Source organism: Pantoea sp. GM01 (assembly GCF_000282675.1).
Taxonomy (GTDB): Bacteria; Pseudomonadota; Gammaproteobacteria; order Enterobacterales; family Enterobacteriaceae; genus Pantoea; species Pantoea nemavictus.
The window spans coordinates 1-18,327 of sequence record NZ_AKIU01000033.1; the positions used below are offsets into that span (position 1 = coordinate 1).

17 protein-coding genes are annotated in these 18,327 nt (G+C 56.8%); 5 read left to right on the forward strand and 12 right to left on the reverse strand.

The window, feature by feature from the left end; all coding sequences use genetic code 11:
• Positions 1 to 110 precede the first annotated feature (110 nt).
• Positions 111 to 878: a YdcF family protein gene (locus PMI17_RS09705; protein ID WP_007888843.1), complete on the reverse strand. Its 768-nt coding sequence runs from the start codon at positions 876 to 878 to the stop codon at positions 111 to 113.
• A gap of 99 nt (positions 879 to 977) precedes the next feature.
• Between PMI17_RS09705 and PMI17_RS09710 the strand changes: the two genes are divergently transcribed.
• Positions 978 to 2,039 (forward strand): LacI family DNA-binding transcriptional regulator, encoded by a 1,062-nt coding sequence (locus PMI17_RS09710; RefSeq protein WP_007888844.1) that lies wholly within the window; start codon positions 978 to 980, stop codon positions 2,037 to 2,039.
• A 65-nt stretch (positions 2,040 to 2,104) separates the two neighbouring features.
• Here PMI17_RS09710 and tmaR read toward each other — a convergent pair whose 3' ends face one another.
• The 4 genes from tmaR to dacD all read right to left on the reverse strand — a co-directional run bounded on the left by tmaR (position 2,105) and on the right by dacD (position 5,566).
• Positions 2,105 to 2,425 carry a PTS system regulator TmaR gene (gene tmaR, locus PMI17_RS09715; RefSeq protein WP_007888845.1) on the reverse strand — a complete coding sequence of 107 codons (321 nt, stop codon included), beginning with the start codon at positions 2,423 to 2,425 and terminating at the stop codon, positions 2,105 to 2,107.
• A 161-nt stretch (positions 2,426 to 2,586) separates the two neighbouring features.
• Positions 2,587 to 3,645 carry an FUSC family protein gene (locus PMI17_RS09720; RefSeq protein WP_007888846.1) on the reverse strand — a complete coding sequence of 353 codons (1,059 nt, stop codon included), beginning with the start codon at positions 3,643 to 3,645 and terminating at the stop codon, positions 2,587 to 2,589.
• Positions 3,646 to 3,846: 201 nt separating this feature from the next.
• On the reverse strand, positions 3,847 to 4,311 hold the full coding sequence (locus PMI17_RS09725) for a GyrI-like domain-containing protein (protein ID WP_007888847.1): 465 nt from the start codon (positions 4,309 to 4,311) through the stop codon (positions 3,847 to 3,849).
• An 88-nt stretch (positions 4,312 to 4,399) separates the two neighbouring features.
• Positions 4,400 to 5,566, reverse strand: coding sequence for a serine-type D-Ala-D-Ala carboxypeptidase DacD (gene dacD, locus PMI17_RS09730; RefSeq protein WP_193372777.1), 1,167 nt, complete (start codon positions 5,564 to 5,566; stop codon positions 4,400 to 4,402).
• 201 nt (positions 5,567 to 5,767) lie between these two features.
• Here dacD and sbcB point away from each other — a divergent pair, with 201 nt between their 5' ends.
• Positions 5,768 to 7,189, forward strand: a complete 1,422-nt coding sequence (gene sbcB / locus PMI17_RS09735; protein WP_007888849.1) for an exodeoxyribonuclease I — start codon at positions 5,768 to 5,770, stop codon at positions 7,187 to 7,189.
• Between the two features lie 88 nt (positions 7,190 to 7,277).
• Here sbcB and PMI17_RS09740 read toward each other — a convergent pair whose 3' ends face one another.
• From PMI17_RS09740 to ltnD, 5 genes are all read right to left on the reverse strand, one after another.
• On the reverse strand, positions 7,278 to 8,630 hold the full coding sequence (locus tag PMI17_RS09740) for a GntP family transporter (protein WP_007888850.1): 1,353 nt from the start codon (positions 8,628 to 8,630) through the stop codon (positions 7,278 to 7,280).
• A gap of 228 nt (positions 8,631 to 8,858) precedes the next feature.
• Complete coding sequence (locus PMI17_RS09745) at positions 8,859 to 9,638, reverse strand: HPr family phosphocarrier protein (RefSeq protein WP_007888851.1); 780 nt, start codon at positions 9,636 to 9,638, stop codon at positions 8,859 to 8,861.
• On the reverse strand, positions 9,638 to 10,264 hold the full coding sequence (locus tag PMI17_RS09750) for an aldolase (RefSeq protein WP_007888852.1): 627 nt from the start codon (positions 10,262 to 10,264) through the stop codon (positions 9,638 to 9,640). Before PMI17_RS09750 ends, PMI17_RS09745 begins: the two co-directional genes overlap by 1 nt.
• A complete protein-coding gene (gene otnK / locus PMI17_RS09755; protein ID WP_007888858.1) occupies positions 10,261 to 11,520 on the reverse strand; it encodes a 3-oxo-tetronate kinase in 1,260 nt (419 codons plus the stop codon). Before otnK ends, PMI17_RS09750 begins: the two co-directional genes overlap by 4 nt.
• Before the next feature lie 2 nt (positions 11,521 to 11,522).
• A complete protein-coding gene (ltnD, locus tag PMI17_RS09760; protein WP_007888859.1) occupies positions 11,523 to 12,431 on the reverse strand; it encodes an L-threonate dehydrogenase in 909 nt (302 codons plus the stop codon).
• Positions 12,432 to 12,689: 258 nt separating this feature from the next.
• Between ltnD and ygbI the strand changes: the two genes are divergently transcribed.
• Positions 12,690 to 13,451, forward strand: coding sequence for a DNA-binding transcriptional repressor YgbI (gene ygbI / locus PMI17_RS09765; protein ID WP_036620801.1), 762 nt, complete (start codon positions 12,690 to 12,692; stop codon positions 13,449 to 13,451).
• Positions 13,452 to 13,635: 184 nt separating this feature from the next.
• Here the strand turns inward: ygbI and PMI17_RS09770 are convergent, their stop codons facing one another.
• Both PMI17_RS09770 and PMI17_RS09775 read right to left on the reverse strand, forming a co-directional pair.
• Positions 13,636 to 14,994 (reverse strand): APC family permease, encoded by a 1,359-nt coding sequence (locus PMI17_RS09770; protein WP_007888862.1) that lies wholly within the window; start codon positions 14,992 to 14,994, stop codon positions 13,636 to 13,638.
• A gap of 371 nt (positions 14,995 to 15,365) precedes the next feature.
• Positions 15,366 to 16,781: a glutamine synthetase family protein gene (locus tag PMI17_RS09775; RefSeq protein WP_007888864.1), complete on the reverse strand. Its 1,416-nt coding sequence runs from the start codon at positions 16,779 to 16,781 to the stop codon at positions 15,366 to 15,368.
• A 213-nt stretch (positions 16,782 to 16,994) separates the two neighbouring features.
• Here PMI17_RS09775 and puuD point away from each other — a divergent pair, with 213 nt between their 5' ends.
• Together puuD and puuR are read left to right on the forward strand one after the other, a co-directional pair.
• Positions 16,995 to 17,759: a gamma-glutamyl-gamma-aminobutyrate hydrolase gene (gene puuD / locus PMI17_RS09780; protein ID WP_007888865.1), complete on the forward strand. Its 765-nt coding sequence runs from the start codon at positions 16,995 to 16,997 to the stop codon at positions 17,757 to 17,759.
• Complete coding sequence (gene puuR, locus PMI17_RS09785; RefSeq protein WP_007888866.1) at positions 17,756 to 18,313, forward strand: HTH-type transcriptional regulator PuuR; 558 nt, start codon at positions 17,756 to 17,758, stop codon at positions 18,311 to 18,313. The genes puuD and puuR overlap by 4 nt, the downstream gene beginning before the upstream one ends.
• Positions 18,314 to 18,327 lie beyond the last annotated feature (14 nt).

Here is an 18,327-nt window from a genome sequence, read left to right on the forward strand (position 1 = left end):
CGCCGGCTTCACACATTCTGAAACTGCCATACGCTTAGCGGGCGGAACCCCTGCGATGCCAGTACGCTGCTTAACTGACGAGCATTACGCCATTTATGGCGACCGAAACATCACAAGCGTGACTGCACGCCCGGCAGCTGTTTCAACCGCTGCCAGCCGGCTTCGACTTCCTCTGGCACCTCAACGTGACCGAGGAAACCTTTGCCGCGCGGCCCGTAACCACTTTCGTCGTCACGCAGGCGCTGGATTTCCCCCATCAGCAGCGACAGAAAACGCTCCATCGACCACAAGCCCTGCGGCGGCGCGCCGATAATACGCAGCATGCCCGCATCCATCATCACCTGGGGCTTAAACACCGGCCAGCTGATAAATTCCGGTGCATCTGCGCGATCGCGCCATTGGTAGCGGAAGGTTTCCCAGGTGCGACGCTGCATCAGCGGATCCTGCACCAGCAGCACGCGCTGCGGCTGCCAGTTGTGCTCATCCAGTAATGTCTGGCTGAAGGCGGCGTTTTCGCCACAGTTACGCGATGCGGTTTCCAGCAGCAGCTGATCGTCCGGCAGCGCGGCGAATACGCGTGCTACGTCTGCCAGCAAGGCGGCTTCGCTTTTATCGTTGCTGTCGATTTGCCGATACAGCGGATGTGCCGCCAGCATCTCCGTCAACAGCGGCGTTGAGTGGCCGATACCCCCGCTGATTAGCAGCGGCAGCTGATACTTTTTCGCTACGGCAATCACCGCTTCCACATTCGGCAGTACCGCGTGACCAGCTAAAATCGCTAAATCGATATCGAGCGTGCCGTCGGCAGGCATGTGATCCAGTGCCAGCCAGGCCGCCAGGGTGTTGATATCCTGAATCTGATCGTTGTTGAGCTGCATCCCATTCTCCTCACGTTTCCTCTGGCAGTGTAGCGGCTTAAGCGCGCGGCAGCAGGGAAAAATTTGCTACACTCGCCGCTCAATCTTCAGGAGAGATCAATGACTGCGCGTTCCGTAACCCTTGACGATGTCGCTCATCTGGCTGGGGTTTCCTATCAAACCGTTTCCCGCGTACTTAACCATTCTGAGCAGGTTTCGCCGCGTACCCGCGCCAAAGTGGAAGCGGCGATGCAGCAGCTCAACTATGTGCCAAATCGCGTAGCGCAGCAGCTGGCGGGGAAAAACACCCGCACTTTGGGTCTCGCCACCAGCGATTTGGCGTTGATGGCACCGGCGCAAATTGCTTCGGCAATTCAGCAACGTGCCGCGGCGCAGGGCTATCATCTGGTGATCGCCATGGCGAATGCGGGCAGCGCGCCGCAGGATACGGTCAACGAGCTGCTGGCGCAGCGGGTTGATGCGCTGCTGATTAATCTGCCGCTGGATGCGGAGCAAGCGGCGCAGATTCAGCTGCAGTGCGATCGCAAACCGGTGCTATTTCTTGATGTTGAGCGCCACGCCGCAGTCGCGCAGTGCCAATATCAGAGCGAATCTGGCGCGCAGCAGGCGGTGGATCATCTGGTAGCGCTCGGCCATCGGCAGATAGGCGTGTTGAATGGCCCCGCCAGTTCCGCTTCAGCCCGCGCGCGCTATGCGGCGTGGCAGCAGGCGCTGGCCGCACACCAGCTGGCGCCCTGCTGCGTGCTGAGCGGCGACTGGAGCGCGGCATCCGGTTATCAGGCACTGCTGACGCAGTTGCCCGATCGGCTGCCACAGGCGCTGCTGGTTGCTAACGATCAGATGGCGCTCGGCGCGATGCGTGCCCTGCATCAGCACGGCGTGAAGATCCCCGCAGAGATTTCGCTGATTGGCTACGACGACACGGCAGAAAGCGCGTGGTATCAGCCCCCGTTAACCACCGTGCGTCAGGATTTGCAGCAGTTAGGCGCGGTCAGCGTCGAGCGATTACTGGCGCAGTTGGAAGGCGGCGATGCCGCTGAGAAAACGCTGGAGACCGAGCTGGTGCTGCGTGAGACCACGGCGGCACCGCAGCAGGATCGGGTGAATGTGACGGAGATTGCACAGCAGCTGCAGGCGCTGGCGCGTCAGCTGTTACGTTGAGCGGGATGCAGAAATAAAAAAGGTCGTCATAAATGACGACCTCAGTGTGGAAGCTAAAACGAGAATTACTGCGGTTTAGGCTCGCCCATCGCTTTCAATTTCTTCGACAGCTCGCGACGCTCTTTAGAGAGGTCAGCGTTTTTGATGATGTACTCATCCACGCGGTCTTCATAGTCCACACGCATGCTGGCGATGATTTCCTGAACCGCCTCAATGCTCATGCCGGGCTTGATGTATTCACTCAGGTTGTCCAGCAGCAACACACGTTTCTGGTTATCACGGACTTTCTTCTCGTTATCCACGATTTCGCGCTGCAGTTTGTTTTTACGACGGAACATACGCACAAACTCCAGTACGTCCTGAAATGATTGCTTGGCATTTTCCATGTTGGCACCTTTCTTAAGGCCTGCATCGGCAGGCGGAATAGTCATAACGTTTAGCTTAGCGGGTTGGCCGCAAGGGTTGCAATTCTCACAGCTAAATTCGGACTGGCGCTTATCTTAGCGCAAAGAAAGCGTGATTCACATTAAGTCATTGCCTGAGAAAACTATTTACGCAGCGCCAGACGCACTAAATCCGTCATACGCTCCAGCTGACGCGCCTGTTCAAGGCTCAGCCAGACATAGCCGTAGATCGCCGTGGTTTCAGAGCGTCCGCTGCGATTGGCAATCAGCTGCTCCAGTTCCTGGGTGATCTCTTCCAGCGCGTGACTGTTAGCGGTGATCTCCTCGGTTTCGCCTTTTACCATCAGCGTCGCCAGCGCATTGAGCGTGTCTTCCGTCATCTGCTGGGTGCGGCGCAGCGTCGGCGCGTTGAGCATAATCAGATGACTCTCGCGCGATGACCACCACGCATCAATCTGCATCTGCATGGTGTTGACCATGTTCCGGTTGATGGTCTGAATGGCCTCAAACACCGATTTCGGAATACGCGTCTCCTTGCTGGAGGGATCAAGCAGCGAGCGCATTTTAATCACGCTACTTAGCAGCTTCTGAAAGGGCTTATTCAGCCGCGGTTTTTCCAGCAGGTTGGCAGAGAAACCGGTGTGATGCAGCTTGGCCATGGCGATAAACGCGTCCGACAGCTGGATGCGCCAATGGGTGTAAGCCCGCTGTGCCCAGATAGCGCTAAACAGCAGCGCCATCAGCGAACCCAGAATCACATCGCCGCCGCGCCACATAGCGATTGTGAAATCGCCCGCCGGCGCGCCGACCACCACACCGAGCGTAATGCCAATCAGCAACGCCATATAGGGATGTTTTCCCAGCGTCAGATAGCCGCACACCACCATAACGATGGCGCACCACACCAGCATCACCGGCAGCGAAAACAGTTCCAGCTTCAGCGCAATCAAACCGGAGATCAGACCGGCAAAGGTGCCGCTAATGCGCTGCACCACGCGCGGCAGCACATTGCCCCAGGTTGAAATCGGCCCCATCACCACCACCAGCGTAATCAGCGGCCAGGTGCCTTCAGGAATGTCGGTGAGGCGTACAAACAGGAAGCACAGTACAAAGGCGATGGCGATGCGCACGCCGTGTACGGCGCGATAGTGGCGGTAGAACCAGAACTCAATCTGCGAGATGGGCTTGTCAGCGCGTAACATGGTTGTCCGGGAACGATACAAATTTGCGCGCTATGTTACCCTGGCGATGCGCGAACCATCAGGGTTGAACGCAATTATTTTTGTCTTTGGCTGAAATTCAACATGCGCGTTACATCTAATTTCCTCAATAGAAACATTGATGTAACGCATCGGGTTTTGTGCGGTGATTGAATCGGTCGCCATTTATGGTGACCGCGTATTTTATTCAGCCGCGCGCACCGGAATGTACATATCCACCAGCCAGGTGCCGCTGTCAGATCCATCAGTAAGGTAGTGTTCGAAACAGGGACGATTGTCCACTTGCCAGCCGCCCTGCGCTTTTAAGCTGTCGAACAAACTGTGCCACGCGCTGAAAAAATCATTCTCGAGTACTTCGATGCGCGCATGGAAATAGCGTCCGCCGGGCAATAATCCTTTTTCGATATCGTCGCCCACCGCAGGGATTGCGTCCTCCGCTGCGGTAATCACCGTCTCGACGCGCAGCGCTTCAGGCGGCAACTCCTGCGGATTGCCGTAATAAATCGCCAGCCATTCGCCTGCTGCCTGGTGCTCGCTCACCCAGCGTTTCAGCCGGTTAAAGCCGCGCGGCACGGTTTCCTGCCACGGGCCTTGCAGAGAGTAGCCCAGCCAGCTTTGCGGATTACGTTCAACAATCGATGCTTTCATACCTCGCCTCAATTCAGCCGCCGAAAGCACGATTGTGCCACCACCAGCGCGCCACGGCACGCGTGACGGCGCTGAAATACGCGATGGATTACAGTTTCTGTTTCACGTAATCGCTGATGCGCGTAATGATGCCAGCCTGTTCAACCGCTTGCAGGGTATAGAGTGGATAGCTGGCCAGCTGCTTATCTTTGTCCATCACCTGAATTTCACCAATCTGCTCACCCGCTTTGAGCGGCGCTTCCAGGTCTTTGCGATCGATCACGTACTTCGCCATCACATTAGAGACTTCGGTGCGCGGCAGCGACAGGTAGATATCCTGCGTGGTGCCAACATCGACTTTATGCGGATTGCCGTACCAGACGTTTTCCGTGCCGATTTTTTTGCCGGCGTGGAACAGTTGCACGGTATCAAAGGTGTTTTGGCCCCACACCAGCAGCTTACGCGCCTGATCTTCACGGCCTTTCGGGCTCTTGCCGCCCATGATCACCGCAATCAGGCGATGACGTCCCACCACGCTGGAAGCGATGATGTTAAAGCCCGCGCTTTCGGTGTGACCAGTTTTCAGGCCATCGACGTGCAGATTTTGATCCCACAGCAAACCGTTACGGTTGTTCTGGGTGATGCCGTTCCACGTGAGGGTTTTCTCGCCGTACATGGCGTAGAAATCGGGCTCGCCGCTGATAATCGCGCGCGACAGCACCGCCAAATCGCGTGCCGTGGTGTGTTGACCCGGCGCATCAAGGCCGTGCACGGTTTCAAAATGGGTGTGCGTCAGACCGAGCTTCTGCACGTAGTTGTTCATCATGGTGACAAAGCTGCCTTCACTGCCGGCCACGTGATCCGCCAGCGCCACGCATGCATCGTTACCGGAATCGATGATCACGCCGCGCATCAGATCGCGCACCGTGACCTGATCGCCCGGTTTGAGGAACATCAGTGAAGAGCCTTTGAACACCGGATTGCCCGCGCCCCATGCATCTTTGCCGATGGTGACTTTGTCATCGCGGCTGACTTTATTCTGATCGATGGCGCGATCAACAACGTAGCCGGTCATCAATTTCGTCAGGCTCGCCGGGTTGCGCTCTTCGTCCGGGTTACCGGCTGTCAAAATTTGACCGGTAGTGGCGTCCATCAACACCCACGAAGCCGCATCAATCGGCGGCGGCGTCAGGGGAAACGGCATGCTGTCGTCAGCCTGCGCCAACGATGCCCAAACAATCATTCCAGATACAGTAACCAGCAGACGCCTTTTCAACACTTCTTCCTCGAAATCAAAAAATGAATTTACCGCCGCACGTTTTACGGCAAATAGCGCTTACAGATCTGAATAAATTGAAAAAAAGTATGAACTGCGCATAAATGCTGCGCGCCCGCTCGCAGCGAACAGGATGAAGGTTGTACTGCTAACCAGGGACGACTATCCTGTGCGTTGATTCTATCTAGCCAGGATAACGCCGTGCCCGCCTCTGAGTTCACCTTCTTGTTCCACGATTATGAGACCTTCGGTAAAAGTCCGTCGCTGGACCGTCCGGCGCAGTTTGCCGGCCTGCGTACCGATAAAGAATTCAATGCAGTAGGTGAACCGCAGGTCTTTTATTGCCAGCCCGCCGACGATTATCTGCCACAGCCAGAAGCGGTGATGATCACCGGCATTACGCCGCAAACCGCCAAAGCGCGCGGCGTTACAGAAGCGGCGTTTGCTGAACGCATTCATGGCCTGTTTAGCGAACCGCAAACCTGTGTGATTGGTTACAACAATGTGCGTTTTGATGATGAAGTGACGCGCAATATTTTCTACCGCAACTTCTTCGATCCTTACGGCTGGAGCTGGCAGAACGGCAATTCGCGCTGGGATCTACTGGACGTGATGCGCGCCTGCTACGCGCTGCGTCCGGAAGGGATCGTGTGGCCAGAGAATGATGATGGCTTCCCGAGCTTTAAGCTGGAGCATCTCACTAAGGCCAACAGCGTGGCGCACGAACAGGCGCACGATGCGATGTCCGACGTTTACGCCACGCTGGCGATGGCGAAACTGGTGAAAGAGAAGCAGCCGAAGCTGTTTGAGTTTCTGTTTACCCATCGCAACAAGCAGAAATTGATGACGCTGATTGATATCCCGCAGATGAAGCCGCTGGTGCACGTTTCCGGCATGTTCGGCGCGGCGCGCGGCAACACCAGCTGGATTGTGCCGCTGGCGTGGCATCCGGATAACCGTAATGCGCTGATTGTCGCTGATTTGGCCGGTGATATGTCGCCGCTGCTTGAGCTGGAATCAGAGGAACTGCGTGAGCGCCTGTATACGCGCCACAGTGATTTAGGCGATCTGGCAGCGGTGCCGATTAAGCTGGTGCATATCAATAAATGTCCGGTGCTGGCGCCGGCGAGCACGCTGCGTCCGGAAGATGCTGCGCGCTTAGGTATCGATCGCCAACGCTGCCTGGCGAACCTCAAGGTGCTGCGCGAGCATGCGGAAGTACGGGAAAAAGTGGTGGCGCTGTTTGCCGAAGCGGAGCCGTTTAAACCTACAGATGACGTGGATGCGCAGCTGTATGACGGATTCTTTAGCGATGCCGATCGCGCGGGCATGAATATTCTGCGCCAGACGCCGCCGCAGAACTTACCGGCCCTGGATTTGACCTTCGAAGATAAGCGCATTGGCAAACTGCTGTTCCGCTATCGTGCACGTAATTTCCCCGGCACGCTGGATGACGCAGAGCAGCAGCGCTGGCTGCAACATCGCCGCGAAGTGCTTAATGCCGATCGTGTGCAGGCGTTCCTGCAGGAGCTGGAGTCGCTGGCGAGTTTGCATGAGGATAACAGCGAGAAGATGGCGCAGCTGAAGGCGCTGTATTTGTATGCGCAGGAGCTGGTGTCTTAGTCCTCTGCGGTCTGGTGAGAGGTCGCCATGAATGGCGACCCTACGCAATGCCCGTTTTTAGGGTCGCCATTCATGGCGACCTGAGAACTTAAATCATTCCCCACACCAGCCACGTCAGCGCAAAACCGCTCAGGCCCATCACGGTAGTCAGCACCGTCCAGGTTTTCAGTCCATCCGCTACCGATAAGCCCAGATAGCGCGTCACTACCCAGAAGCCCGCATCATTGACGTGAGACAAGCCTAACCCGCCGAAACAGGCCGCCAGCGTCACCAATACGCGCTGCATATCCGTCACATCACCGACCGCCTGGCTTAGCAAACCGCTGGTGGTGAGAATCGCTACCGTTGCCGATCCCTGCGAGGCACGCAGCGCCAGCGACAGAATAAACGCAGCCGGTACCAGCGGCAGATGCAGGGTTTCCAGCGTCAACGCCAACGCTTTACCCACGCCAGACTCCACCAACACCTTACCAAATGCACCGCCCGCACCCGCCACCAGAATCACGCTGGCGGAACTGGGAATTGCGCGGCCAGTCAAATCTTCCAGCTTCTCTTTACTCCAGCCGCGACGCACGCCCAGCAGCCATGCCGCCAGCCCAAGGGCAATCAGCAACGCAATCGCTGGCGTACCAATTACCGTCATTACTGAGCGCAGCATGCTGCCTTCTGCCAGCGTGGTGTGTGCCAGAGTCCCCATCACGATTAACAGGATCGGTACCACAATCAGGCCGGTAATGGTCAGCGCACCCGGCGGTGGCGCGTCATTTTTCGCCTGCCCTTCCGGCTTCGCCAGCTGCAACTGCTCCAGCACATCGACCGAAAGGTGGTACTGACGCAGGTTCATCGCTTTCGCCACGTAGTAGCCCACGATGCCCACCGGAATCGAGATCAGGATGCCCAGCATCATCAACCAGCCCATATCGGTATGCAGAATACCCGCCGCTGCCGCCGCACCCGGATGGGTTGGAAGCGCCACGTGCACCGTCAGCATCACGCCCGCCATCGGCAAACCAAACTTCAGTGGCGAGACGCGCGCCACCTTGGTGAAGCCATAAATCAGCGGAATCACGATGATAAAGCCGACCTCGAAGAACACCGGAATGCCGAGGATAAAGGCCGCCATGGTCAACGCCGCCACGGTACGTTTGATACCCAGCGATTTACTGAAGCGCTGCGCCAGTGACTCCGCTCCGCCCGAGGCTTCAATCACCGCGCCCAGCATCGCCCCCAGCACGATGATGATAGTGATATGCCCCAGCAAATTGCCCATCCCGCTAAAGATGGTTTCCATGATTTTGTCCGCCGGAATGCCGGTAGCAATCGCCACCAGCAGGCTGACAATCAGCAGCGCCACGAAAGGGTGCACTTTGGTTTTAATCACCAGCAGCAGCAAGATCACGATGCTGGCGGTAGCGATAGCTAATAACAACGCGGTAGACATGGTATCCCTCTAATTTAACTACCCTGAATACTTCAAGCTGCAGGTGCGTTGGCTGCATGTGCTCGCTCCTGTCACTGACTTCAGTAAGCTCCTGGGGACTCACCCACTTGCCGCCTTCCTGCAGCTCGAAGTATTTACGGTAGGGTTGGAATTTGTTTTTTTAAGGTATTGGAGTAAGACGTCATTGGCACAGCGCGTTAAAGCGCTGTGCTGGGGGTAAAACAAGGGTTATTTAGCGTATGGCGCGAACCAGCCAAGACCGGCTTCGGTGCGGCCGCGCGGGATATATTCACATCCCACCCAACCGTCGTAGCCCACCTCATCCAGCAGATTGAACAGATAGGTGTAGTTAATCTCGCCTTCATCCGGTTCGTGACGATGCGGTGCCGAGGCGATCTGGATATGACGATACCGCCCGGCATATTCGCGAATCAGATGGGTCAGATTGCCGTCCACCAGCTGCGCATGAAACAGATCGAGCTGGGTGAAGACGTTCGGACGATCGATACGCGCCATCATCGCCAGCGTTTGATACTGGCTGGAGTAGAGATAGTTCGGCTTGGTGACGGGATTCAGCGCTTCCAGCAGCAGGCGAATACCGTGCGGCGCGAAACGTTCAGCGGCGTAATGCATGTTCTGCACAAAAGTGGTTTCATAAGCGGCGCGATCGGCACCGTTTGGCACCGTTGCCGCCATGATATGTACCTGCTGACAATTGAGCTCCAGCGCATACTCCAGCGCCCGATCGATATCGGCGCGCGCCTCATCTTCACGTCCTGGGATCGCCGAAACGCCCCATTCGCCCGCCTGCACATTGCCTGCCGCGGTGTTGAACAGCACCAGCTCCAACTGATGTTTCTCCAGCTCGGCTTTAATCACCTCGGCGGGAAAGTCATACGGGAACAGGAATTCGACGGCGCGAAAACCGGCGTTTGCCGCGGCGGCAAAGCGTTCGATAAACGGCAGTTCGCCGAATTGGGTCGATAAGTTGGCTGCAAACTTAGGCATCAGTAGTTCCTCAATTCCGCCACTTCGCTATCGGTCAGATAACGAATCGGGCGGTCGCCGAGCGTGAACATCAAACGCGCGGTCTCTTCCAGTTCTTCAGTGTTATTAGCGGCTTCGCGCAAGGATTTTCCCACCACCACCGGGCCGTGATTGGCCAGCAGGAAAGCGTTATAACGCGAGGCCAGATTGGCCAAATCGTCCGCTAGCCGCTGATCGCCGGGTTTGTAATATGGCACCACCGGTACATCACCGACGCGCATTACCACGTACGGCGTGAAGGGGCGAATGCAGTTTTCGCTGTCGAGATCGCTCAGGCAGGAGAGCGCCGTCAAATAGTGGCTGTGCAGATGCACCACCGCTTTGCAGTTTGGATTGTTGAGATAGAGTGCGCGATGAAATGCCACCTCTTTTGAGGGCTTGTCGCCGGAAAGCCATTCGCCCTGTAGTGTCACTTTCGACAGGCGATCGGCCTGCAGCTCGCCGAGGCAGGAGCCGGTAGGCGTAGCTAACAGATGGCCATCCTCCAGCAGCAGCGACAGGTTACCTGCCGAACCGGTGGCGTAACCGCGCTGGAAGAAGGACGCGCCGAGCTGGACCATCTCTTCGCGTGCTTGTTGTTCGGTCATCGTGAAAACTCCGTTTGTGCGCGGGCAAAGAACTGTTCGTCGCCAAAGTTGCCTGATTTCAGCGCCAGCGACAGCGGCTGCTGGATGTCACGCACCCACGGCACGCCCGGTGAAATCATCGGTCCAATATGGAACGCGGTGACGCCCAGGCTTTGCGCTACCACGCCCGAGGTTTCGCCGCCGGCGACGATAAAGCGCTGCCAGCCGCGCGCTTTCAGTTCGCGCGTGACGGCGGCAAACAGCTGCTCAACCGCTTCACTGCTGCGTGCCGCACCGTACTGCTGCTGAATAGCCTGTAGCTGCTGCGCATCGGCAGTGGCAAACAGCAACGGTGCCAGATCGGGCTGATGATGGGCGGCAACCCAATCGCATAGCTCCTGCGCATAGCCAGCAACATCGTCGAGGCAGCGTTCAACCCGCACTTCATGCGATGGCGCGTGCTGGCGATAGGCCTCTACCTGACGGTTGGTCATCTGCGAGCAGGATCCAGAAATCACCACCGCGCGCTCGCCCTGTGGACGACCAGCCTGTTCGGCATCGCGGTTCTGTTGCTGCGTCGCCCAGGCGCGGGCAATCCCAATCGCCAGTCCTGAACCACCGGTCACCAGACGCATCTCTTTCAGCGCCTCGCCCTGCGTCAGCAGATGCTGCTCGTGCAACGCGTCCAGCACCACATAGTTGATGCCCTGCGCTTTCAGCGCATCGAGCTGCGTACGCACCGCATCGGCACCTTGATCCAGCTGTGCTGCATTGATTACCGCTGCCTGACCTTTGGCCTGACGCGTCATCAGGCGCACCAGATTGCTGTCAGTCATTGGCGTCACCGGATGATGGCGCATGCCCGATTCGGACAGCAGCTGGTCGGCGACAAACAGATAGCCCTGATACACCGTCCGACCGTTGACCGGCAGCGACGGCGAGATCACCGTTTGCGTTTCGCCTAGCGCCTGCAACAGCGCATCGGTCACCGGACCGATGTTGCCATGCTCGGTGCTGTCGAAAGTGGAGCAATATTTGAAATAGAAGCGATCGCAGCCCTGCTGTTGCAGCCACTGCAGCGCCGCCAGCGACTGGTCGATGGCCTGCTGGGCCGGGCACGAGCGCGACTTGAGGCTGATAACAATCGCCTGCGCGCTTAATTCATCGTGACCTTCTGGCACGCCGTTGAACTGAATGGTCGGCAGACCGTTCTGTACCAGGAAGCTGGCAATGTCGGTGGCACCAGTAAAGTCGTCCGCGATTACGCCTAAACGCATGATTACTGCTCCTTCGCCTGCGGCAGCGTAATGCCGCTGAAAATTTTGATTACCGCGCTGTCATCTTCACGACCGTGACCGGCATTGCTGGCTTCGGTAAACATGTTGAGCGCGGTGGACGCCAGCGGCAGCGGGAAGTGCAGCGACTTGGCGGTATCCGCCACCAGGTTGAGATCTTTGACGAAGATATCGACTGCAGATTTCGGCGAGTAATCGCCATCGACCACGTGACGCATGCGGTTTTCAAACATCCATGAGTTACCGGCGGCGTTGGTCACCACGTCGTACATGGTGTCGAGCGGAATACCGGCACGCGCGGCCAGCGCCATCGCTTCGGCGCCCACGGCAATGTGCACACCCGCCAGCAGCTGGTGAATGATTTTGACGGTGGAGCCCAGACCGATTTCGCTGCCCACGCGATAGACTTTCGCCGCCACCGCATCCAGCACCGGCTTGAGCAGCGCAAAAGCCTCATCGCTGCCGGACGCCATCACGGTCATCTCGCCAACCGCCGCTTTGGCCGCGCCACCGGAAACGGGCGCATCCAGCATCAGCAGCTGATGCTGAGCCAGCTGCTGTTCTATCGCCTGCGCATCCTGTGAAGAGATGGTGGACGACACCATCACCACCGTGCCCGGCTTGAGCTGCGCCGCCACACCGTTTTCACCGAACAGAATGGCCTTCACCTGCGCGGCGTTAACCACCAGCAGCAGCACCGCATCCAGTTCTGCAGCAAAGCTGGCAGCGGAGGTCTGTGCATCACGTGCACCGGCCTGACGTAGGGATTCCAGCGCCTGTGGATTCAGATCAACTCCCCAGGTATTCAATCCTGCACGGATACAAGACTGCGCGGCACCCATGCCCATAGAACCTAAACCAATCACGCCGATGTTATTCACGGTTGCTGACACAGCAAACCTCCATTGTTAATTTAAGTGATAATTTGTTCATTGGTGTTAAGTCTGCCGCAGATACTGGGCAATAAACGTGCGTAGCATCACAAAAATTAACTTAGATGTGTAATGATTAACATCAATTCACAGTACCGCCCTGACGCGAAATTCCCTGGTAGCCCGGCTTTCTTGTTAGATTTCGGCAACATAAATTGTGCTGCGGGCTGTGAATCGATGATCTACAATGTGAAAAAATGATAATTCAGGGAGAGCATGGTGATTCCGGTTGAACGTCATCAACAAATTCTAACGCTGGTTGCTGAACGCGGCGTGGTGAGCATTGCCGAGCTGACTGAGCGGTTGGGCGTATCGCATATGACGATTCGTCGCGATGTGCAGAAGCTGGAAGAGCAAGGCGCGGTACTGTCGGTATCGGGCGGTGTGCGTTCGGCCGATCGGCTGGCGGCAGAACCGTCGCATCTGGCGAAAACCAACATGTACAGCGGCGAGAAGATGGCGATTGGTCAGTATGCTGCGCGTCACATTCCACGCAACAGCTGCATTTATCTGGACGCCGGCACCACCACGTTAGCGCTGGCGCGTGAACTGGTTGAGCGTGACGATCTGCTGGTGGTGACCAATGATTTCGTGATTGCGCGGCTGCTGATGGAGAGTAGCGACTGCAAGCTGATTCACACGGGCGGTACGGTATGTCGTGAGAACCGTTCCAGCGTGGGTGAAGCGGCGGCGCGCAGTTTGCGTCAGTTGGCGATTGATATCGCCTTTATTTCCGCTTCCTGTTGGGGCCCACGCGGGCTGTATACGCCGGATGAGGATAAAGTGCCGGTGAAGCAGGCGGCGAGCGATGTTAGCAGTAAGCGCGTGTTGCTGAGCGACAGCTCAAAGTACAACAAGATAGCTACGCATCTGGCGTTGCCGCTGGAGCGATTTGATATCCTGGTTACGGATGCGGAGTTGAGTAAAGCTGGACGCGAGGCGTTAAGTGCGGGGAGTTGGGAATTGGTGATTGCGGGATGAGTTTTTTAAATTGTGCTCGCTGTCCCCCTCCTCGGTCCGTGCTCGCTGTCCCCCTCCTCGGTCCTCCCCCATAAATGGGGGAGGAAGATGCTGCCATATGTCAGTGCTGAAGCTGCATGTGGCAGCGTCTCCTTCCCCCGCTTGCGGGGGAAGGCCGGGATGGGGGACAGCGACTTCAATCAAATCACACTTCTTCGCTGAACTGCGGTACCGGATTGCGGAACGTGCGGGTGACAAACGCCAGGTAGATAATACCAATCGCCGCCCACACCAGGCCGAGCACCATCGAGGTCTCTTCCAGGTTAATCCACAACGCACCGACTGTCAGGGCGCCCATTACCGGCAGCACCAGATAGTTGAGGTGATCTTTCAGCGTCTTGTTACGCTTCTCACGGATCCAGAACTGGGCAATCACCGACAGGTTCACAAAGGTGAACGCGACCAGCGCACCGAAGTTAATCAGCGCGGTTGCCGTGACCAGGTCGAAGTTGATCGCCATCAGCGCCACGGCACCCACCAGCAGCACGTTCAGTGACGGCGTGCGGTATTTCGGATGCACGAAACCAAAGAAACGCTGCGGGAACACGCCATCGCGGCCCATCACGTACATCAGACGTGAAACACCGGCGTGTGCGGCCATACCGGAAGCCAGCACCGTCACCACCGAGAAAATCAGAATGCCAATCTGCAGCGCTTTACCCGCTACGAACAGCATGATTTCTGGCTGTGAAGAGTCCGGATTCTGGAAACGCGAGATGTCCGGGAAGTACAGCTGCAGGAAGTAAGAGACACCAATAAAGATCACACCACCAATCAGCGCGGTGAGGAAAATCGCGCGCGGGATGGTGCGTTCTGCATCTTTGGTCTCTTCCGACAGCGAACTGATGCCGTCAAAACCGAGGAACGAGAAGCACAGAATGGTCGCGCCAGTAATCATCGGCACCACATGCGCATTCTCAGACCAGAACGGCTTGCTGCTGGTTAACGTTCCTTCGCCAACACCGTGCGCCACACCGTAAACCACCATGCCGGTAATCACCACCATCACCACCACTTGCAGCACGACAATCACGCTGTTGAAGTTGGCAACGGTTTTGATTCCACGCAGGTTGGAGATGGTCATAAAGGCCACCAGCAGCACCACGAAGATCCACGACGGAATGCCCGGCACCAGCGTTTCAAAGTAGCTTTTCGCCAGCAGGATGTTGATCATCGGCATGAACAGGTAGTCCAGCAGTGATGACCAGCCAACCATAAAGCCGACGTGCGGACTGATTGCCTTCTGAGCATAGGTGTAAGCGGAGCCCGCAGATGGGAAGCGGCGTACCAGCTTGCCGTAGCTCACGGCAGTAAACAGAATCGCGATCAGGGCGAAAGCATAAGCGGTGGCGACGTGGCCGTCGGTCAATCCAGACACGATACCGAAGGTATCAAACAGGGTCATTGGCTGCATATACGCCAGGCCCATCATGACAACCGGGATCAAGGTCAGGGATTTTTTCAGGTGTGCACGCTGAGGTGCGGCAGAGGTGTTAAGCGACATTGTTCAGGCCCCCGCAAGCGACAACCGCGATCGGCTGAGCTACCGGGATACTGCGCAATTTGCTGCAGTGAGAAGTGATATAAGTGTTTACGATTGTCGCGGCGCCGTAGTCATCACGGAAGCGAGAACCAGCCTGAGCTGGTGCAATGTTAAACAGTCCCATCTTTGTTTTCCTCAAATCTCACGCTCAAGCGTGTTTGTCGGTATCTATCTATCCGGATGCGTGTCCGGCCTCGTTTAAATTTCAGTGAGTACATCATGCAAAAAAATAACCGACGCGGTTAACGTCGGTTAGTTCTCTTTTTGCAGGGCGCGTATTTTGCCCCAACTTATGCCACCGGCACAAGACGTTAGATCAATTCTTCTCAGGCTCAGGCGTTCTTCAACATCCAGTCGATTTCCGTCGAGGTGATCAGCCGTTCAAACTGCATTAACTCGTACTGTTTGCAGCTGTGCCACACCCCGCTAAATCGCTCGCCCAATAGCTTCTGTAGCGGATAGCTATTCTCGAATTCATACAGCGCATCGCTCTGGCGAATCGGCAATGCGAGCCCTTCAGCTTCGTGTCCGTTGCCCTGCACCGCAGGCGGTAAAGGTAGCTGATTATCCAGACCGTGCAATATTCCGGCAAGAATTGTTGACACCACCAGATAGGGATTTGCATCCGCACCGGCCACGCGATACTCGATGCGGTGGTTATCGGCATCGCCGCAAGGCACGCGCAGGGCAACCGTACGGTTGTTGTGGCCCCACGATGCCTGCAGCGGCACGTAGGCTTCCGGCAGGAAGCGGCGATAGGCGTTCACGTTGGGGGCCAGTAGCGCCATCGAGGCCGGCATCAGGTCGATCATGCCCGCCAGCGCGCGTTTCATCAGTGGAGAATCGCTGCCGTCATCGAGGGCGAAGGCATTATGGTCGGCGGCATCCAGCATGCTGATGTGCACATGCATGCCGCTGCCCGCGTACTCTTCATACGGCTTAGCCATAAAAGTGGCGGTCATACCGTGATTTTCTGCCACCTGACGCACCAGCCGTTTCAGCTGGATGGCATGGTCGCACGCCTTCAGCACGTCGCGCGCGTGATGCAGATTGATCTCGAACTGACCAGGCGACGCTTCCGCCAGCGCGCCATCCGCCGGAATGCCCTGCTGTTTGGCTAGACGATCGATATCACGCAGCACGTCGGCAAAATGGTCAAGATTATCGACCGAGTAAACCTGGCTCTGCATATTGCGATCGTCGCTGCCCGGCGAGCACGGCGGCTGGATAAACCCCTCCGCATCGCGCTTTTTATCCACCAGATAGAACTCCAGCTCTACCGCTACCACCGGGAATAATCCGCGATTGCGCAGCTGTTGCCACAACCGGTTGAGGACATTACGGGGTTCAACGTCAAAGGGAGTGCCATCTTGGTTACACATAGTCAGCAGCAGCTGGGCGATGTGTGTGGGATCGGCGGCAGAGGGAATTAAGGTTCCGGGAACCGGAATGCAGAGGTGGTCGGGTTCGCCCAGTGACTGTCCAAGTCCGGCTTCTTCGACGGTGTTGCCGAGAATATCCATGGCGAAAACAGAGGCTGGGAAGTAACACCCTTTTTCCAGTTTAGCCAGCGCTGAGACGGGAATGCGTTTACCGCGAAATACCCCATTTAAATCATTCAGAAGAATATCGACATACTGCGTTTCAGGATGGCGTTCCAGCCAGGTTTTGACCTCCAGCTGGAACGCGCTTGTTCGTTTCTCTTCACTGTGTCGCGTGAAGTCTTCTACTTCTACGAGGTTCGTCATGATCCCACCCGCCCTTTACCGTTTAGAATTGGTGCGCGCAATGCTCAAAATAACAGCCACTGCTCTAACATAGCGCTAACGCAAAAAGTGTGCAAATGTAACAATTCTGCTGGAGGAATGAACGACTGATTGCTAGATTGACAAAATATTGCACACTTTTAACGCCAGCCGTGCCATTTCGGCGAAAATATTGAACAGCAGCGTGGAGACGTTATGGGCATTATTTTTGACAAGCCTTTGATTGGTGTAGTGATGTGCCAGAACGTTATCGGCAGCCATGCCAGTCAAACGGTTCACAATAAATATCTCGACGCTATCGTACTCGCCGGTGGCGTACCGCTGCCCTTGCCGCATCAGCTAATACAGGCGCCTCATCTATTAGAAAACAGTATGACCGTGCTGGATGGCATTTTGCTGACCGGCAGCCCAAGTAACATTGAACCCTGGCACTATGGCGAAGACGGCAAAGAGGCGCATGCCGATCCGGCGCGCGATCGCCTTGCCTTCGGCGTGATCACACATGCGGCTGGTAAAAAGATGCCGATGTTTGGCATTTGTCGTGGCCTGCAGGAGCTGGTGGTCGCCAACGGCGGCGCGTTGCATCGTCAGTTACATATGACGCATCTTTTTCAGGAACACCGGGAAAACGACACGCTCTCGCTGGATGAGCAATATGCGCCGGTGCATGAGGTGCAGCCAGATGCCGACGGCATGCTGAGCCAACTGCTCGGCAGCACTGAGGCCTTCGCCGTCAATTCGTTACACGGTCAGGGCATTCGTGAAACCGGTCCGCAGCTGCGCGTGGAAGCGCGCGCGCCCGACGGACTGATTGAAGCGGTTAGCCTGCGCCAGCACCCTTTCGCCCTCGCGGTGCAATGGCATCCGGAATGGCATTCTGAGCGCGATCCGGTTTCGCGCCGTTTATTTGAGGCCTTTATCCACGCCGCTGCCGGTTATCACAAGGAAAAACAGCCATGAATGATGCCACTCTGGCCCCCGGACGGCGCTTATCGCAGATCCGGCAAGAGTTGGGATTGTCTCAGCGTCGCGTCGCTGAATTGTCAGGTTTAACGCACAGCGCGATTAGCACCATCGAACAGGACAAAGTGAGCCCGGCGGTTAGCACCTTACAGAAGCTGCTGAAGGTTTACGGGTTATCGCTGTCGGAGTTTTTCTCCGAACCCAAAACCCATGCCACGCCGCGGGTGATTGTGCGCCCGGAAGAGTGCGTGGAGATCGGCAGCCTGGGCGTATCGCTGCTGCTGATAGATAACGGTGCCGCGCGACGCGCGCTGGCGATGCTGCTGGAGCGTTATGAACCCGGCGCCAGTACCGGGGAAAAATTGCGGCATCCCGGCGAGGAGACTGGCACGGTGCTGGAAGGCGAGATCACGCTGGTGGTGAACGGCCAGAGTTATCACTTATACCGCGGTGAAAGCTATGTGATTGACACCGGCCTGCCGCACAGTTTTACCAATACCTCAGATCAGCCGTGTCGCATTGTTAGCGCGCATACGCCCGCCAATTTTTAAGGTTTCGCGCTTAA

Excerpts from the sequence above, each read along its gene's own strand:
- PMI17_RS09705 (WP_007888843.1), bottom strand. The coding sequence starts at position 878 with ATGCAGCTCAACAACGATCAGATTCAGGATATCAACACCCTGGCGGCC.
- PMI17_RS09710 (WP_007888844.1), top strand. The coding sequence starts at position 978 with ATGACTGCGCGTTCCGTAACCCTTGACGATGTCGCTCATCTGGCTGGG.
- tmaR (WP_007888845.1), bottom strand. The coding sequence starts at position 2,425 with ATGGAAAATGCCAAGCAATCATTTCAGGACGTACTGGAGTTTGTGCGT.
- PMI17_RS09720 (WP_007888846.1), bottom strand. The coding sequence starts at position 3,645 with ATGTTACGCGCTGACAAGCCCATCTCGCAGATTGAGTTCTGGTTCTAC.
- PMI17_RS09725 (WP_007888847.1), bottom strand. The coding sequence starts at position 4,311 with ATGAAAGCATCGATTGTTGAACGTAATCCGCAAAGCTGGCTGGGCTAC.
- PMI17_RS09740 (WP_007888850.1), bottom strand. The coding sequence starts at position 8,630 with ATGTCTACCGCGTTGTTATTAGCTATCGCTACCGCCAGCATCGTGATC.
- PMI17_RS09745 (WP_007888851.1), bottom strand. The coding sequence starts at position 9,638 with ATGCCTAAGTTTGCAGCCAACTTATCGACCCAATTCGGCGAACTGCCG.
- PMI17_RS09750 (WP_007888852.1), bottom strand. The coding sequence starts at position 10,264 with ATGACCGAACAACAAGCACGCGAAGAGATGGTCCAGCTCGGCGCGTCC.
- otnK (WP_007888858.1), bottom strand. The coding sequence starts at position 11,520 with ATGCGTTTAGGCGTAATCGCGGACGACTTTACTGGTGCCACCGACATT.
- PMI17_RS09770 (WP_007888862.1), bottom strand. The coding sequence starts at position 14,994 with ATGTCGCTTAACACCTCTGCCGCACCTCAGCGTGCACACCTGAAAAAA.
- PMI17_RS09775 (WP_007888864.1), bottom strand. The coding sequence starts at position 16,781 with ATGACGAACCTCGTAGAAGTAGAAGACTTCACGCGACACAGTGAAGAG.
- puuD (WP_007888865.1), top strand. The coding sequence starts at position 16,995 with ATGGGCATTATTTTTGACAAGCCTTTGATTGGTGTAGTGATGTGCCAG.
- puuR (WP_007888866.1), top strand. The coding sequence starts at position 17,756 with ATGAATGATGCCACTCTGGCCCCCGGACGGCGCTTATCGCAGATCCGG.